Here is a 16,397-nt window from a genome sequence, read left to right as displayed (position 1 = left end):
CTAATCAATTGATTAGCCTTTTGTTTTTTAATAAAACTAACATCATGAAGTCTTTATTTGATCCATTAGTCTTAAATGAAATAGAAAGTCGAATCAATAAACTCTCTACTGATAGTTCTGCTGCATGGGGTAAAATGAATGTTTCACAAATGCTACATCATTGTCAATTTCCATTAAAAACAGCCCTGAGAAAAAATCCTCTTACGCTTAAACCTAATTTTCTAGCTAAATTATTTTTTAAAAAATCTATGTATAATGATAAGCCGTGGAGAAAAAATTTACCAACTCACTCTAAACTAAAAGTAGTAGAAACTAAAGAGTTTATCCCTGAAAAAGAAATACTTTTGGAGCTTGTTGCTAAATTCTCAAATCAAAGGGATAAAAAAGAATGGGAACCCCATCCAATCTTTGGTAAATTCACAAACGAGCAATGGGGGCAATTACAATATAAACATTTAGATCACCATCTTCAGCAATTCGATGTCTAAAACAAGAAGTTAGCATTGTTGTACTTCGTGCACAATATTTACTCTCTAATTATCCATTTTTTAACTTCATCAAAATCTAATCCCCCATAATTACCACTACTCATTAATAGTAACACAGAATTATCTAAATCTTTTTGTGCTAAATATTCTTTAAAATCTCTTGGCTCAGTATAAATAATCAGGTCATCTCTATTAAAAGCTGTTTCAATTTGCACAGCAGAAACTTCTTCTAGTTGCTTAATTTTCACAGCATGGGGAGAGTAGAATACAACTGCTTCGTCTGCTGTATTTAATGCCCCTTCATATTCTTTCAAAAACGATGCATCAAGACTACTATATGTATGTAACTCAAGGCAGGCAATAACTTTTCTGTCTTTATATTGTTCTTTTACAGCTCTGGTAGTTGCTCTCACCTTGGATGGGCTATGCGCAAAATCCTTAAATGCTACTGTATTATTATGTTCTACAATTTTCTCTAATCGTTTTGATGCTCCTTTAAAAGAAGCTATTGCTTCATAAAAATCATCTTCATCAATCCCCATATGTTGACAAATCCATTTGGCACCTGCAAGATTACTCAGATTATGTGCTCCAAAGATCTCAACAGGCATTTCTCCTTCTGGAGTATTTAATAAAGTCTCGCCGTGTTCTATCCTATACTCTGGTGTAAAATATGGAAACTTACGAATTGGGTTTTCTGTCAGCTCAGCCATTTTTTTCACTTCTGAGTCCTCTTCATTGTATACCAAAGCTCCCCCATTAACTATCGACTCAATAAAAACACGAAATTGATCTACATAATTATCAAATGTTGGAAACACATTAATGTGATCCCATGCAATACCACTTATCAAAGCAATATTTGGTTGATACAAATGAAATTTTGGCCTTCTATCAATTGGTGATGACAAGTACTCATCTCCTTCCAAAATGATAAAATCATTTTCTTCTGTAAGATGTACCATTGTATCAAAACCTTCTAATTGAGCTCCAACCATATAATCTACTTCTTTGTCATGATAATGCAAAACATGTAAAATCATAGAAGTAATAGTAGTTTTTCCATGAGACCCCCCAATAACTACTCTTGTTTTATTTTTTGATTGTTCATACAAAAACTCAGGATAAGAATATATCTTTACCCCTAATTCCTGAGCTTTAAGAAGTTCTTCATTATCTTTTTTGGCATGCATACCCAAAATAACAGCATCTAAATCAGAAGTGATTTTATCTGCAAACCAACCAAATTGATTTGGCAGTAATTCATAACGTTCCAACCTCGACTTAGAGGGTTCAAAAATAGTATCATCACTCCCTGTAACCTCATATCCTTTTTGATGTAATGCAATTGCTAGGTTATGCATGGCACTACCTCCTATAGCTATAAAATGTATACGCATAATAAACTCTTAAAATCAGAGAGTAAATATACAATTAACAATCTGCTCTCAAAACAATGATATCATGAAAAAATACAAACACCCTAGCATCTCTAATCGTTTCCTTCTAAAATCCAACAGTTTGCTAAACAAAACAGGCATTTCACTCATTTATCATTTTATCTATTCGTTTTTAGTTGTTTCTTACTCGCTTAAATAGATTTGGCATAATTTTTTATTTCTATAAACAAAATAGCCACGACTCATGACAAATACGTAGCTTTATAATGTTATTTACAAATCACAAGATGCAGTTATAATAAAATAATACAACTCGTCTTTACGTTTGTTTCACAACTTAAAACACAAATGATGAAAAAGCATATCATCCTTATTATAATCTGTATATCAAACCTGTATATAATGAAAGGGCAAAACGAATATCAAAACGACTGGAAAAAAGTTGAAACTTTTAATCAAAAAGGGTTACCAAAATCTGCCTTAGAAGTTGTAGAATCGATATATGAAAGGGCTCAAAAAGAAAAAAATGACAATCAGGTTATAAAAGCGATGCTTCATAAAGCAAAATACATGCTTACCCTTGAAGAAAATGCACAACTCACCATTATAAAAAATTTAAAAAAGGATATCGGCAACAGTAAATTTCCTAAAAAAAATATCCTACAAAGTATCTTAGCTAATTTATACTGGCAGTATTTTCAACAAAACAGATGGAAATTCTATAATAGAACACAAACTGCTCAAAAAGTAGATCAGGAAGATTTTAGAACATGGGATCTCGAAACACTATTTTCAGAGGTCCACTTATATTACCAAAAATCACTTCAAAACGGAGTCTTAGCACAACAAACAAGCCTTGATAAATTTGATGAAATTTTACAAGTAGCTTCAGATTCAAAAAAATACCGTCCTACATTATATGACTTTTTAGTCCACAATGCATTGGATTTTCACAAAACCTCTGAGACCTCTATCACCAAACCATCCTATGCTTTTTCTATAAACGACAAAAAATATTTACAGGATCACTCTATTTTTTCATCTTTAAAAATTAACACCAAAGACTCTCTGTCATTACAGTTTAACGCTTTAAAACTATTCCAAGACTTAATCAAGTTTCATTCTAGAGACAAAACTCCTGATGCATTAACAGAAGTAAATATAGAACGTATCAAATTTGTAGCAGAAAATGCAGTCTTTGATAACGTAAAAACAGTTTTACTAGAATGTCTACAATCAGAAAAAAAGAAGTATGCGACTCAAGAAGCTTCTGCACTATATGATTATGAAATCGCAAGTTTATATAACGAATATGCTGCTACTTATATCCCTGAAAAAAACAAAACTCATCGTTGGAAACTAAAAGACGCATTGGGAATATGCGATACAACGATCAAAAGATTCCCTAACTCCAGAGGGGCAGATCACTGTAAAGCTTTAAAAAGTCAGATTTTAAATCCTGAACTAGATATCAAAACAGAAAAATATCTCCCCATACAAACCTTAGGTAGATTATTGATCACATATAAAAACCTAGACAAACTATACTTTAAGGCATTAAAAATTACCCCTAAACAGCTCAATAGTTTAAATCGACTCTATAAAACTGAAGAACAAATTAAATTTTTAAACGCTCTACAAATAAGTAAAGAATGGAAATCTGAGATTTGTAATGAATATGATTACCAAAGACATACTACAGAAGTATTAGTGCCAGAGTTAGAGCAAGGCTCTTATCTTATCCTTGCCTCAACCGCAAAAGACCTTACCCAAAATAGTATGTTCTCCTATGGTAATACCCAGATTAGTAACCTTGCATTAATAGAAAACAAAACTCCTGAAAAATCAATATTTCAAGTCTTAGATCGTCACAATGGAAATCCTATTCCAAATGCAAAAGTACATTTCAAAACAGATAGTCGAAGAGGGTATGGTGATCGATTAGACAAAACCACAACAACAGATGAAAAAGGACAAGTATATCTATCTGTAAATAAATATTACTATGATGTAGATATTACCGTTTCATACCAAAAAGACAATACTAGATTCCAAGGATATTACCTAAATCAATCCTACACTTCAGAAAACGACAAAACCCATCGTAGTACTACATTTCTATTTACCGATCGCAGTATATATAGGCCAGGGCAAACTGTATTTTTTAAAGGGATTATGATGTCTTCTAATGGAGATGAAGATTATAAAGTATCTGCTAACCAACCTACGTTTGCTTCTCTAAAAGATGTAAATGGTCAAAATGTAAAAACATTAAATTTTACAACCAATGAGTACGGTTCTTTTAGCGGAGAGTTCATAATACCTTCATCGGGACTTACAGGTATATACACCATACAAACCAATAGTTACAACAGCACTTCTTTTTCTGTTGAAGAATATAAAAGACCAAAATTTGAAACCAAATTCAACCCCGTTACCGAGGTTTATAAAGTAAATGATAAGATAAAACTTACTGGTATTGCAACTGCTTATGCTGGTAGTATGATTACAGATGCCAAAGTAATATATAGAGTACATCGCAAAGTACAATATCCTCGTTGGTGCTATTGGTATCCCGCACACACAGTAGAACCTCAAGAAATCACACATGGAGAAACCAAAACCAATGACAAAGGAGAGTATTTTATTGATTTTAAAGCCCTACCAGACCTAGGAGTATCTAGAGAAAATCTACCTATATTTAATTATGAGATTACTGCAGATGTAATCGATATCAATGGTGAAACCCGTAGTACAACAACTATTGTGAATGTAGGTTACCATGCACTTACTGCCAATATTTCTATCAAAGAAAAACTTGATAAAACTCAAAAAGATCACGAACTTATAATAAGTTCCATTAATCTTAATAATGAACCTGTTGCTGTATCTGGATCTATCAAAGTCTACAAATTACTAGCTCCAGAAAAGCCTATGCGTATTCGCCCATGGAAAGCACCAGATTACAATGGCTTCAAAGAAGAAGAATTCAAAAAAATATTCCCTCATGATGCTTTTAAAAATGAACATGATTACCGAAAATGGAATAAAGGAAAATTAGTATTTGATAGTTCTTTTAATACTTCTGCTGTAAAAGAAAATGAAAAAGGAACACAAGACCTACCTTTAGGAAATATCAAAAAATGGGAATCAGGAAAATATGTTATTGAGCTGAAAGCCAAAGATCGATTTGGACAAGACGTAAAAGACATACAATATATTACCATCTATAGTCATGATGATAAAACTATTAGCGACAAACAATTATTTGAAATCTCTACCAATAAAGATACATATCAACCAGGAGACGAAGCAATAATCAAATTTGGGTCTGCCTCAGAAGATATTACGATTACCGTAGATATAGAAAAAGATCATAAGATTATCAAAACCCAGCTTATCAAATTATCTAATAATAGTAAAACGATCAAAATTCCTGTTGACAAAGATGATATGGGTGGTTTTTCTATAAATTACAGTTATCTAAACTATAATGGCTATGAGAGTGGAGCAATCATAATTCCTGTACCATACGAATCTACAGATCTGAGTATAGAAACCAAAACATTTAGAGATAAGCTACTCCCAGGTCAACAAGAAACATGGAGTTTTGTAATCAAAGGAGATAAAGGAGACAAGGTAAGTGCTGAGTTACTTGCTGGCATGTATGATGCCTCTCTAGATCAATTCAAACCACATCAATGGTATTTTAATCCCATCAATCGTCCGCCATACCATACACAAAGTACCAGAAACGCAACACAAAGTTTTGGCATACAACCATTCAGATTACAAAACCGAAGTAACCCTGATTATCATAGCAGTAATCAACACTATGATCAATTAAATTGGTTTGGATTATATTTTGGACAAGTATATTTTGGTGGAAGAAATAAGATGCGTGATATTATGGAGAGTGGTTCTCCTGCTCCAATGGAAATGATGCGAGCACCAAAATCAAAAAAAAGATCTATGCCTATGGAAACCGCAGCCGTTATGGATGATGAGATGGAGGCAAAAGAAGAAGATACAACTGCAAGAATCACTGATCGTTCTAATGAAGAAAATAGCAAGAAAGAACAAACACAATCATCTACTGAAGGAGTAAAGATTCGAAAAAACCTGCAAGAAACCGCTTTTTTCTTTCCACAGTTATCTACTGATGCAGAAGGTAATGTTAGCTTTAATTTTACCGCTCCAGAAGCGTTAACTAAATGGAAATTACAACTTCTGGCACATACCAAAGACTTAAAAGCTACCACCACCACTCTAGAAACTGTAACTCAAAAAGAACTAATGGTACTTCCTAATCCACCAAGGTTCTTACGTCAAGGAGATAAAATTGTATTGAGTTCTAAAATTTCTAATCTTGCAAACAAAGAGCTTAATGGCACTGTTGAATTACAATTATTTGATGCATTAACAAATAAAGCAATAGATGTAGCGCTCCATAATAATAACGCTTCTCAAAATTTTAATATCAAAGCAAAAGGCAATACAAATGCTTCTTGGGAGCTTACTATACCAGACAATATACAAACGGTACAATATAAAATTATAGCCAAAGCTGGAGAATTTTCTGATGGCGAGCAAAATGTATTACCTGTCTTAAGCAATAGAATGCTTGTTACAGAGACATTACCAATGTGGATTCGATCTGATCAAACAAAAACTTTTACACTAAATAAGTTAAAAAACAATACCTCAAGCACATTAAAACACCATAAACTTACCTTAGAGATGACCTCCAATCCTGCATGGTATGCAGTACAGGCACTCCCTTATCTCATGGAGTATCCTTATGAATGTGCAGAACAGACATTTTCTCGATATTATGCAAATACACTAGCCAGTCATATTGCTAATTCAAACCCTAGAATTCAGGAAGTGTTTAATCAATGGAAATCCAGTGATGCACTTGTAAGTAATCTTGAAAAAAATCAAGAACTAAAATCATTAATCATTCAAGAAACTCCATGGTTACGTGATGCACAAAGTGAAACTGAGCAAAAGAAAAGAATTGCTCTACTTTTTGATCTAAACAAAATGAATAATGAATTACAGATGGCGCTACGTAAGTTGCAACAAATGCAATATAATTCTGGTGGATTCCCTTGGTTCAAAGGAGGGCGAGAAAATCGATTTATCACACAACATATCGCAACTGGTTTTGGTCACCTAAGAAAATTAGGAGTTACTCAATTTGATCAAAGCACAACCAATATGCTTCAAAAATCAGTTCGTTTTCTAGATGCTGCTTTTGTAAAAGAATATGAAGAATTGAAACGATATTGTAAAAAGAACAAAATCGACATTAATGAAAACCATTTAAGCTATACGCAGGTTCATTATCTATATATGCGTAGTTTCTTTACTGATATCAAAAGACCTAACAACACCAACGAGGCGTGGAATTACTATCTAGGTCAATCTAAGAAGTACTGGCTAAGCCAGAGTCTATATTCACAAGGAATGTTGGCCTTGATTTTACATCGAGCAAAAGATACTACTGCCAATAAAATCATTAGATCGTTAGATGAAAAAAGCATCTCTAGTGAAGAATTAGGTATGTACTGGAAATCAAATACTGCTAGTTGGTTCTGGTATCAAGCACCAATTGAAACTCAATCATTAATGATCGAGGTATTTTCTGAAATAGAAACTGAACCCAAAAAGACACAGATTGTTGATAATCTAAAAATCTGGTTGCTCAAAAACAAACAAACCAATCGTTGGCAAACCACCAAAGCAACTTCTGATGCCGTATATGCACTATTATTAAATGGTAGTGATTGGTTATCGGTAACAGATATGGTAGATATCGTATTAGGAGATCAAAAAATTGATCCAAGTACAATGAAGGATATTCAAGTTGAGGCTGGAACAGGATATTTCAAAACCTCGTGGAACACAAATGAGATCAAACCTGATATGGCTACAGCCAAAATTTCTAAAAAAGGAAAAGGAATTGCATGGGGAGCATTGTACTGGCAATACTTTGAAGATCTAGACAAGATTACTACAGCCAAAACGCCATTGTCATTAAAGAAAAAACTATTCCTAAAAACAAATACTGATACAGGTGAAAAAATTACAGAAATAACTTCTAATACAAAATTAGAACTGGGTGATCTTGTAAGAGTACGAATCGAATTAAGGTCTGACCGTGCTATGGAGTTTGTGCATATGAAAGATATGCGAGCATCTGGGATGGAACCAATCAACGTTATATCTCAATATAAATGGCAAGATGGATTAGGGTACTATGAGAGCACCAAAGATGCATCGACCAATTTCTTTTTTGATTACTTACCAAAAGGTGTTTATGTTTTTGAATACGATTTACGGGTAAATAATAAAGGTGATTTCTCTAATGGTATCACTACCATACAGAGTATGTATGCTCCTGAGTTCTCTAGTCACTCAGAAGGGATTAGAGTACAAATCAAATAGATGGTAAATTCTTTTGATTATTTTAGCTCTCACAGGGTATTGTATAAAAATATAACAATACCCTGTGAAGTTATTTTGAGACAGAAACAGTTGACATGAGATTAATTAAAAGAATACTAAAATATCTTACAATCATTTTAACCCCACCTCTTCTATATCTTATAACGTCATTAGTTTTAACTCACATTCCAGTAAACAACACCAAAAATGATCATAATAAACCTCACCCCATATATTTAAGCTCCAACGGTGTACATTTAGATATTATTATTCAGAAAGATGACTTAATCTCTGCTGTTTTAAAAGATCAAATATATACCTCCAAAGCTCAATACTTCTCATTTGGATGGGGTGATAAAAGTTTTTATGTAGAAACCCCTAACTGGGCAGACCTTACTATTACCAATGGGTTCAAAGCCTTATTTCTGGAATCCCCTACATTATTACATGTAACAAGATACTCTTCTATTCAAAATGATTGGATTGAACTAAAAGTAGATAAGAAACAACTAAAAAAAATCAATGAATACATCTACAAAACCTTCCAACTAGATTCTGATCAAAAAAAAGTATTATTACCTGGTCTGGGGTATTATATAAATGATGATTTTTATGAAGCAAAAGGTAGTTATTCCTGTTTCAAAACATGTAATAGTTGGGTAAATAGTGGCTTAAAAAAAAGTAATATAAAAGCATGTCTATGGACTCCTTATGATTTTGGTGTTCTCAATATGCATCAACAAGATAAATAGATCTATAGCCCAAAAATCTTATTAATATTTTCTTCATATTTAGTTTTCATCTTCTAGGGGGAAATTTAGATTTTAAGTTGACTTAGAAATGCTTTAAGTTGATTTTGCTTTGGTAAAAACAGGTTGAAAAAAGTTAGCATATGGTTAATTAAAAACACTACTAATCACAAAAAAACAATTATTAAGCATTCATTTAAAAAAATTTGCCATCACAAAATAACATCAATTCTCAATTAAAATGACCGTAACTTGAATTGAATTATTTTTGGTTTAGATAAAAAAGGAAATTCAAGGATAATACCTTCATCCATGTATTTAATTTTGAAGTATGGAGTAAAAAGAAACAGTTTTAATAGGGAATTATAATAAATACTTCCCCTCTTATAAGAAACAAAAAAAATCAGCATAGATATACACCTATACTGATTTTAAATTATACTAATTAGAAAAATCAATCAATAGATTGATTCAACATTTTCCATAATGTATCTTTTAGTTCTTGTAATCCTTGCTGAGCAACCGAAGAAATAAACAAATAAGGAGCATCCATTTGTTGATCCAATTCTTTTTTTAATTCTCCTTTTAGCTCATCATCCAACATATCACATTTAGAAATAGCAACTAGGCGTTCTTTATCTAGCAGATCAGGATTATATCTACGTAATTCATCTAAAAGAATTTCATATTGATTTTTTATATCAGGAGCATCCGCAGGAATCAAAAACAACAAACTAGAGTTACGTTCAATATGTCTTAAAAAGCGATGTCCAATACCTTTTCCTTCTGCTGCCCCTTCAATGATTCCAGGAATATCAGCCATTACAAACGTCTGAAAATCTCTATATTCTACAATCCCCAAATTAGGTTTTAATGTAGTAAATTCATAATCAGCAATTTTTGGCTTTGCAGAAGTAATTACAGACAACAACGTAGATTTCCCTGCATTAGGAAATCCTACCAATCCCACATCTGCCAACACCTTAAGCTCTAGTGTAACATCTAATTCTTCTCCTTCTATCCCTGGCTGTGCATATCGAGGGGTTTGATTTACAGAATTTTTAAAATGCCAGTTTCCTCTACCACCTTTTCCACCGCGAACCGCAATATATTCTTGTCCATTCTCAGTAATTTCTTGAATAATATCTTGAGTTTCTGTGTCACGAATCACTGTTCCTAACGGCACATCAATGTACACATCTCCTCCATCTGCACCAGTACTTCTACTTTTACTACCGTGCCCTCCATGTTCTGCTCTGAAATGACGTCTAAACTTAAGATGATATAATGTCCACATATTTGGATTTGCACGAACAATAACGTGACCTCCCCGTCCTCCATCACCACCATCGGGTCCTCCCTTGGTAATATATTTTTCTCGATGTAAATGCACAGATCCCTTACCTCCGTTCCCCGAGGTTACATGTAACTTTACATAATCTACAAAATTCCCTTCTGTCATAACTCGTTTCGTATCATCCCGACATATATTGGGATCATTTCAATTTAATCTCTATTATTAGTATCTGTAATTTTGTTCTGTCTCACAAGAGAGACCTATAAACTTACAGTGTATCTATTACGTTGCTTAATCTTTGGGTAATCTCATCAACACCACCTACTCCATCTATTCCAAAATATTTATCTTGTTTTTGATAATAATCTTTTAAAATAGCAGTTTCATCATAATATATTTTGATACGGTTACGTATCACTCCTTCATCTGCATCATCTGGTCGTCCTGATGTTTTTCCTCTTTCTAGTAATCGCTGAACCAATACCTCATCATCTACCTCTAGAGCAACCATTGCGCGTACCTCTGTTCCTTTGGTTTCTAGGAATTTTGCCAATGAATCTGCCTGAGCTTCATTTCTAGGAAACCCGTCAAAGATAAAGCCTTTGGCATTTGGTTTTTTATCAACCTCAGCATTTAGCATGTTAATTGTAACCTCATCTGGGACCAATTGCCCTTTATCCATATAAGATTTTGCCAAAGTGCCTAGCTCGGTAGCATTTTTTATATTATATCTGAATACGTCTCCTGTAGAGATATGTACCAGATCATATTTTTGTTTTAAAACTTCTGCTTGTGTTCCTTTTCCTGCCCCTGGAGGCCCGAATAAGACCAAATTTGTCATATTATTTGATTTTAGTTGATAAACTTGAGTAAGATTACGTCCCAATCCATTATAATCAAGCCCGTAACCTACAATAAACCGATTTTCAATTTCAATTCCTGTATATGTAATTGCAACCTCTTTGGTGTATGCTTCTGGTTTATAAAATAACGTCGCAATCTTATAATCAGAACATCCTTTTTCCTCCAACATTTTTGCCAATACCTCTACAGTATTACCAGTATCTACTATATCTTCTAAAATCACAACTGTTCGTCCAGATATTTCCTGATCTAGCCCTACCAGCTCTTTCACTTCATGTGTAGTCTCGGTTCCAGAATATGAAGCAAGTTTTACAAAACTAACCTCACATTCATAATCAAACCTTTTTATAATTTCTGATGCAAACATAAAAGCACCGTTCAATACAGCAATAAACAAAGGTTTTTTATCTTTAAGGTCATGATTTAACCCATCAGACACTTTATCTATTGCTTTTACTATCTCATTCTCAGAAATAAAAGGAACAAAATGTAAATCATGCAACTTTATAAAACTATTTGACACTGACTATGGTTTGATTTTTTATACAAAGGCGCAAAGATAGTAATTAGATATGAGCATAACTAAGATTTACACTACCAACCTACTGCACATAAACCTTACTATTAATTTATACTGAGAAAAATAAGAAAGTAAAACCTGATAAAACAAGAAAGATTGTAGTTAAGTAATAGCATTTACCTTACATTCTTATGGTTATTCTTTCTGAAAAAATTATTTTTGCCATTTATGATAAATTTGAACCCCCTAAAATGACAAATTTTTTCTCGTCAAACTTCAAACTAGGAATTCTTGGAGGCGGACAACTAGGCAAGATGATGCTATATGAGACACGTAAGTATGATATTCAAACTTATGTTATGGATCCTGATCAAGATGCCCCTTCTAAAATAGCATGTGATTTTTTTCAACAAGGTAACCTCATGGATTATGAGACCGTATATAATTTTGGAAAAAAAGTAGATGTCCTCACTTTTGAAATTGAGTCTGTAAATCTACAAGCACTAGCAAAACTAGAAGAGGAAGGAAAAAAAGTATATCCCAGTGCAAAAACATTGGAAAAAATACAGAACAAAGGAAAACAAAAGCTGTTTTATAAAGAACAAAACATTCCCACTGCAACATTTACTAGATTCTCAAATAAAGCACATCTTACTGAAGGTATTACTAGCAACAAGATCAAACTTCCGTTTGTTTGGAAAAGTACTCAAGGAGGATATGATGGTAAAGGTGTATCAATTATTAAGTCTGGAGCTGATTTAGTACGTTTACCAGATGTAGAGTGTATTGCAGAAGAATTAGTAAATTTCAAAAATGAACTTGCAGTAATTGTAGCTCGTACTCCTAGCGGAGAAATTAAAACATACCCAGTGGTCGAAATGGAGTTTCATCCAGAAGCTAACCAAGTAGAATATGTAATATGCCCTGCAAGAATTGATGATGAAATTTCTAAAAAAGCAATGAAAGTTGCCGAAAGTGTATCAAGAGCTTTTGAACATGTAGGGATACTAGCCGTAGAAATGTTTTTGACACAAGACAATGAAATTCTTGTGAACGAAGTAGCCCCAAGACCTCATAACAGTGGTCATTATAGTATAGAAGCAAGTTACACTAATCAATTTGAGCAACAAATCAGAGCAATTCTTGATTTACCCCTAGGAGCTACAGAAAGTAAAGTTGCTGGTATTATGGTAAATCTAGTAGGAAAAGAAGGCTATGACGGTAATGTTATCTATAAAAACATAGAAAACATTATGAAAATGAAAGGTGTTACTCCTCATATTTATGGTAAAAAACAGACCAGACCTTTCAGGAAAATGGGACATGTAACAATAGTACATGAAGATATAAATGAAGCTAGGAAAATAGCTGAAAAAGTAAAAAACACAATAGAGGTAATTAGCGAATAACTAATTTCCAAAAAATAAAAAACGGTTATTTACTCTTTGCAAATAACCGTTTTTTATTTTTGAGTATTATAACAAAGTAGTAACAATAACAAAATAAATAATGAGCAAGGTTGGAATTATAATGGGCAGTACTAGTGACTTGCCTGTAATGGAAAAAGCTGTCGAAATACTAGAAAGTTTCGATATCGATGTAGAAGTAGATATTGTTTCTGCACATAGAACCCCTGAAAAATTGTTTGATTATGCCAAGAACGCACACACTAGAGGGATTCAGGTAATCATTGCAGGAGCTGGAGGCGCAGCACACCTTCCTGGTATGGTAGCATCTTTATCCCCTCTTCCTGTAGTGGGGGTTCCTGTAAAATCACGTAATTCTATTGATGGTTGGGATTCTGTATTATCTATTCTACAAATGCCAGGCGGAGTTCCTGTAGCAACTGTAGCATTAGACGGAGCTTTAAATGCTGGTATATTGGCTGCGCAAATTGTGGGCTCCAACGATTTATCTGTCTTAGAAAAAATCATCGCTTATAAAGAAGGTTTAAAACAAAAGGTAATTGATGGTGCAAAACAAATCAAAAAATAGTGCAAAAAAAAGAGTCGCTTTTCAGCGACTCTTTTGAATATCAGGTCTTATAAAAGAATATAACAATATTTATTAACCAACTTAAATATATTACACAAAAAAATTCATCATAAGACCATTACTCTTAAAACCTGAAACAAAGGTAAAACCTTACTTCCATTACACAAAAAAAGTAACGGTAAAATATTCGATATTTCGATGAAACACCTATTTAATCGACAAAAAACACAATTTGATTGATTTTATATATTATTTGATTGAAAAAACAGACGCTAAATGGAGAAAAAACTGAATATTAACAAAAAACTGAAGTGTTTTTAATAAAAATAGAAAAAGAAAGAGCTACAATAATGCAGCTCTTTCAATATATTTGGCCTTTGCATTAGAACAATTATTAATATTCATACCCCTAATAATAATAACCTCCTAATTCTAATACCAGACCATACTAATAAACCTAATCAAATCTATTAGTATAAAAATTGGTTTGATTAAAAGTGATGCAATTCAGAGGTGCTTTTTCGATAAAAGGTTATTTTTTTCGATATCAGGGCATAAGTAATAATTAAAAACAAATTATCATACAACAATGAGCAATCCATTATTAAAACCATTTGATACTGCACCGTTCACAAAAATAACGTCAGATCATTTTTTACCCGCTATAAAAAACGGAATTTCAATCGCTAAAAAAGAAATAGATAGTATTGTTTCCAACCCTGAAAAAGCTACTTTTTCAAATACCATAGAAGCTTTAGAATATTCAGGCGAATTATTAGATAGAGTTACTAGCGTGTTTTTTAATTTAAATAGCGCAGAAACTAATGAAGATATTCAACAAATAGCACAAGAAGCCTCCCCGTTACTTTCAGAATTCGGAAATGATATAGCGCTTAATTTGGAACTATTCAAAAAAATAGAAGCCGTATACAATCAAAGAGAGACACTAGAACTAACTCCTGAACAAAACAGGCTTCTGGAAAAAAGATATAAATCTTTCTCTAGAAATGGAGCGAATCTTACCGATGAAAAAAAGGAAGAACTAAGGTCAATAGACAAAGAGCTCTCCTCCTTAAGTTTGAAGTTTGGTGAAAATGTACTTGCAGAAACTAATAGTTTTGAGATGCTACTTACCAATGAAGCCGATGTAAAAGGATTACCCGAAGGAGCAAAAGAGGCAGCCAAAGCAATGGCAACCGCAAAAAATAAAGAAGGATGGCTAATCACTCTAGATTATCCAAGCTATATCCCTTTTGTTACCTATGCTGAAAATCGTGAACTACGTAAAAAGTTATCTGTAGCTTTTGGAGCAAGAGCTTTTAATGATAATGACCAAGACAATCAAAAAAATGTACTCAGAATAACAAATCTCAGGTATCAGCGAGCACAACTCCTAGGATATTCATCTCACGCAGATTATGTATTAGAAGAACGAATGGCTGAAACTCCTGATACAGTATTTACTTTTCTCAATGAGATTCTAGAAAAAGCAAAACCAGCAGCACAAAGAGAATTTGAACAACTAGAATCTTTTGCCAAAGAACTTGATGGTATTGATCAATTACAAAAATGGGATGCCTCTTATTACTCAGAAAAATTAAAACAAAAACTTTTTGACCTAGATGATGAGCAACTAAAGCCTTATTTCAAACTTGAAAATGTCATTAATGGCGTATTTACGATTGCATCTAGACTATTTGACTTAAAATTTACAGAGACTAATGATGTAGATAAATACCATGACGAAGTAAAGACATATCATGTTACTAATTCTGATGGAAACCCTATTGCTTTATTTTATGCTGACTTTCACCCAAGGCCAGGTAAGCGTAATGGTGCATGGATGACTTCATACAAATCTCAAATGAGAAAAGAAGACAAGATCACCAGACCACATGTTTCTATTGTTTGTAATTTTACCAAGCCCACTCCTAGCAAACCGTCTTTATTAACATTTAATGAAGTCACTACTTTATTTCATGAATTTGGCCATGCATTACATGGTATGCTGGCAGATACTACGTACCCTAGTTTATCAGGCACAAATGTTTACTGGGATTTTGTAGAATTGCCTAGTCAGGTATTAGAAAATTGGTGTTATGAAAAAGAAGCTCTTGAGCTATTTGCTAAACATTATGAAACAGAAGAGGTTATCCCTATGGAATTGGTAGAAAAAATTAAAGAATCCTCTACCTTTATGCAAGGTATGGCAACCCTGCGCCAACTCAGCTTTGGATTACTCGATATGTCATGGCATGCTCAAGACCCTAGCGCTATCAAAAATGTAAAAGAGCATGAAACAGAAGTTTTTTCTGAAACCTCTTTATATCCTGATGTTGCAGAAAACTGTATGAGTACTGCTTTTTCTCATATTTTTCAAGGAGGGTATTCTGCAGGATATTACTCCTATAAATGGGCAGAAGTACTAGATGCTGATGCTTTTGAATATTTTAAAGAAAACGGAATCTTTAATAAAGATATCGCAAGTCTATTCAAAGAGCATGTATTATCAAAAGGAGGTACAGAAAACCCAATGATACTATACAAACGTTTCAGAGGTCAGGAACCTAAACCTGAAGCTTTATTAAAACGAGCAGGTTTAATAAAGTAGAAATAAATACCATACTGAGT

9 protein-coding genes are annotated in these 16,397 nt (G+C 33.1%); 6 read left to right on the top strand and 3 right to left on the bottom strand.

The window, feature by feature from the left end:
• Positions 1 to 44: 44 nt before the first annotated feature.
• Positions 45 to 488 (top strand): DUF1569 domain-containing protein, encoded by a 444-nt coding sequence (locus tag DG508_RS02620; RefSeq protein ID WP_108866656.1) that lies wholly within the window; start codon positions 45 to 47, stop codon positions 486 to 488.
• A gap of 38 nt (positions 489 to 526) precedes the next feature.
• On the opposite strand, the gene DG508_RS02615 is transcribed toward DG508_RS02620, so the two are convergent.
• Entirely contained in the window at positions 527 to 1,888 is a 1,362-nt protein-coding gene (locus tag DG508_RS02615) for a UDP-N-acetylmuramate--L-alanine ligase (protein WP_108866655.1), read from the bottom strand.
• A 402-nt stretch (positions 1,889 to 2,290) separates the two neighbouring features.
• On the opposite strand from DG508_RS02615, the gene DG508_RS02610 reads away from it, so the two are divergent.
• Both DG508_RS02610 and DG508_RS02605 read left to right on the top strand, forming a co-directional pair.
• On the top strand, positions 2,291 to 8,341 hold the full coding sequence (locus DG508_RS02610) for an alpha-2-macroglobulin family protein (RefSeq protein WP_234418160.1): 6,051 nt from the start codon (positions 2,291 to 2,293) through the stop codon (positions 8,339 to 8,341).
• Positions 8,342 to 8,436: 95 nt separating this feature from the next.
• A complete protein-coding gene (locus tag DG508_RS02605; RefSeq protein WP_108866653.1) occupies positions 8,437 to 9,093 on the top strand; it encodes a TIGR02117 family protein in 657 nt (218 codons plus the stop codon).
• A 451-nt stretch (positions 9,094 to 9,544) separates the two neighbouring features.
• Here DG508_RS02605 and obgE read toward each other — a convergent pair whose 3' ends face one another.
• Positions 9,545 to 10,552 (bottom strand): GTPase ObgE, encoded by a 1,008-nt coding sequence (gene obgE, locus DG508_RS02600; RefSeq protein WP_108866652.1) that lies wholly within the window; start codon positions 10,550 to 10,552, stop codon positions 9,545 to 9,547.
• A 103-nt stretch (positions 10,553 to 10,655) separates the two neighbouring features.
• Positions 10,656 to 11,774: an adenylate kinase gene (locus tag DG508_RS02595; RefSeq protein WP_108866651.1), complete on the bottom strand. Its 1,119-nt coding sequence runs from the start codon at positions 11,772 to 11,774 to the stop codon at positions 10,656 to 10,658.
• 248 nt (positions 11,775 to 12,022) lie between these two features.
• On the opposite strand from DG508_RS02595, the gene DG508_RS02590 reads away from it, so the two are divergent.
• From DG508_RS02590 to DG508_RS02580, 3 genes are all read left to right on the top strand, one after another.
• Complete coding sequence (locus tag DG508_RS02590; protein WP_108866762.1) at positions 12,023 to 13,180, top strand: 5-(carboxyamino)imidazole ribonucleotide synthase; 1,158 nt, start codon at positions 12,023 to 12,025, stop codon at positions 13,178 to 13,180.
• 100 nt (positions 13,181 to 13,280) lie between these two features.
• On the top strand, positions 13,281 to 13,766 hold the full coding sequence (gene purE, locus DG508_RS02585; protein ID WP_108866650.1) for a 5-(carboxyamino)imidazole ribonucleotide mutase: 486 nt from the start codon (positions 13,281 to 13,283) through the stop codon (positions 13,764 to 13,766).
• A gap of 589 nt (positions 13,767 to 14,355) precedes the next feature.
• Entirely contained in the window at positions 14,356 to 16,377 is a 2,022-nt protein-coding gene (locus DG508_RS02580; RefSeq protein ID WP_108866649.1) for a M3 family metallopeptidase, read from the top strand.
• Positions 16,378 to 16,397 lie beyond the last annotated feature (20 nt).

The sequence above is a fragment of the Aquimarina aquimarini genome (assembly GCF_900299535.1).
Taxonomy (GTDB): Bacteria; Bacteroidota; Bacteroidia; order Flavobacteriales; family Flavobacteriaceae; genus Aquimarina; species Aquimarina aquimarini.
Note: the sequence above shows the minus strand (reverse complement) of the source record. Positions and strands in the feature narration are given on the sequence as shown.

Bases quoted from the DNA above. Each gene is read 5' to 3' on its own strand.
- obgE (WP_108866652.1), bottom strand. From the start codon at position 10,552: ATGACAGAAGGGAATTTTGTAGATTATGTAAAGTTACATGTAACCTCG.
- DG508_RS02615 (WP_108866655.1), bottom strand. From the start codon at position 1,888: ATGCGTATACATTTTATAGCTATAGGAGGTAGTGCCATGCATAACCTA.
- DG508_RS02590 (WP_108866762.1), top strand. From the start codon at position 12,023: ATGACAAATTTTTTCTCGTCAAACTTCAAACTAGGAATTCTTGGAGGC.
- DG508_RS02605 (WP_108866653.1), top strand. From the start codon at position 8,437: ATGAGATTAATTAAAAGAATACTAAAATATCTTACAATCATTTTAACC.
- DG508_RS02620 (WP_108866656.1), top strand. From the start codon at position 45: ATGAAGTCTTTATTTGATCCATTAGTCTTAAATGAAATAGAAAGTCGA.
- DG508_RS02580 (WP_108866649.1), top strand. From the start codon at position 14,356: ATGAGCAATCCATTATTAAAACCATTTGATACTGCACCGTTCACAAAA.
- DG508_RS02610 (WP_234418160.1), top strand. From the start codon at position 2,291: ATGAAAGGGCAAAACGAATATCAAAACGACTGGAAAAAAGTTGAAACT.
- purE (WP_108866650.1), top strand. From the start codon at position 13,281: ATGAGCAAGGTTGGAATTATAATGGGCAGTACTAGTGACTTGCCTGTA.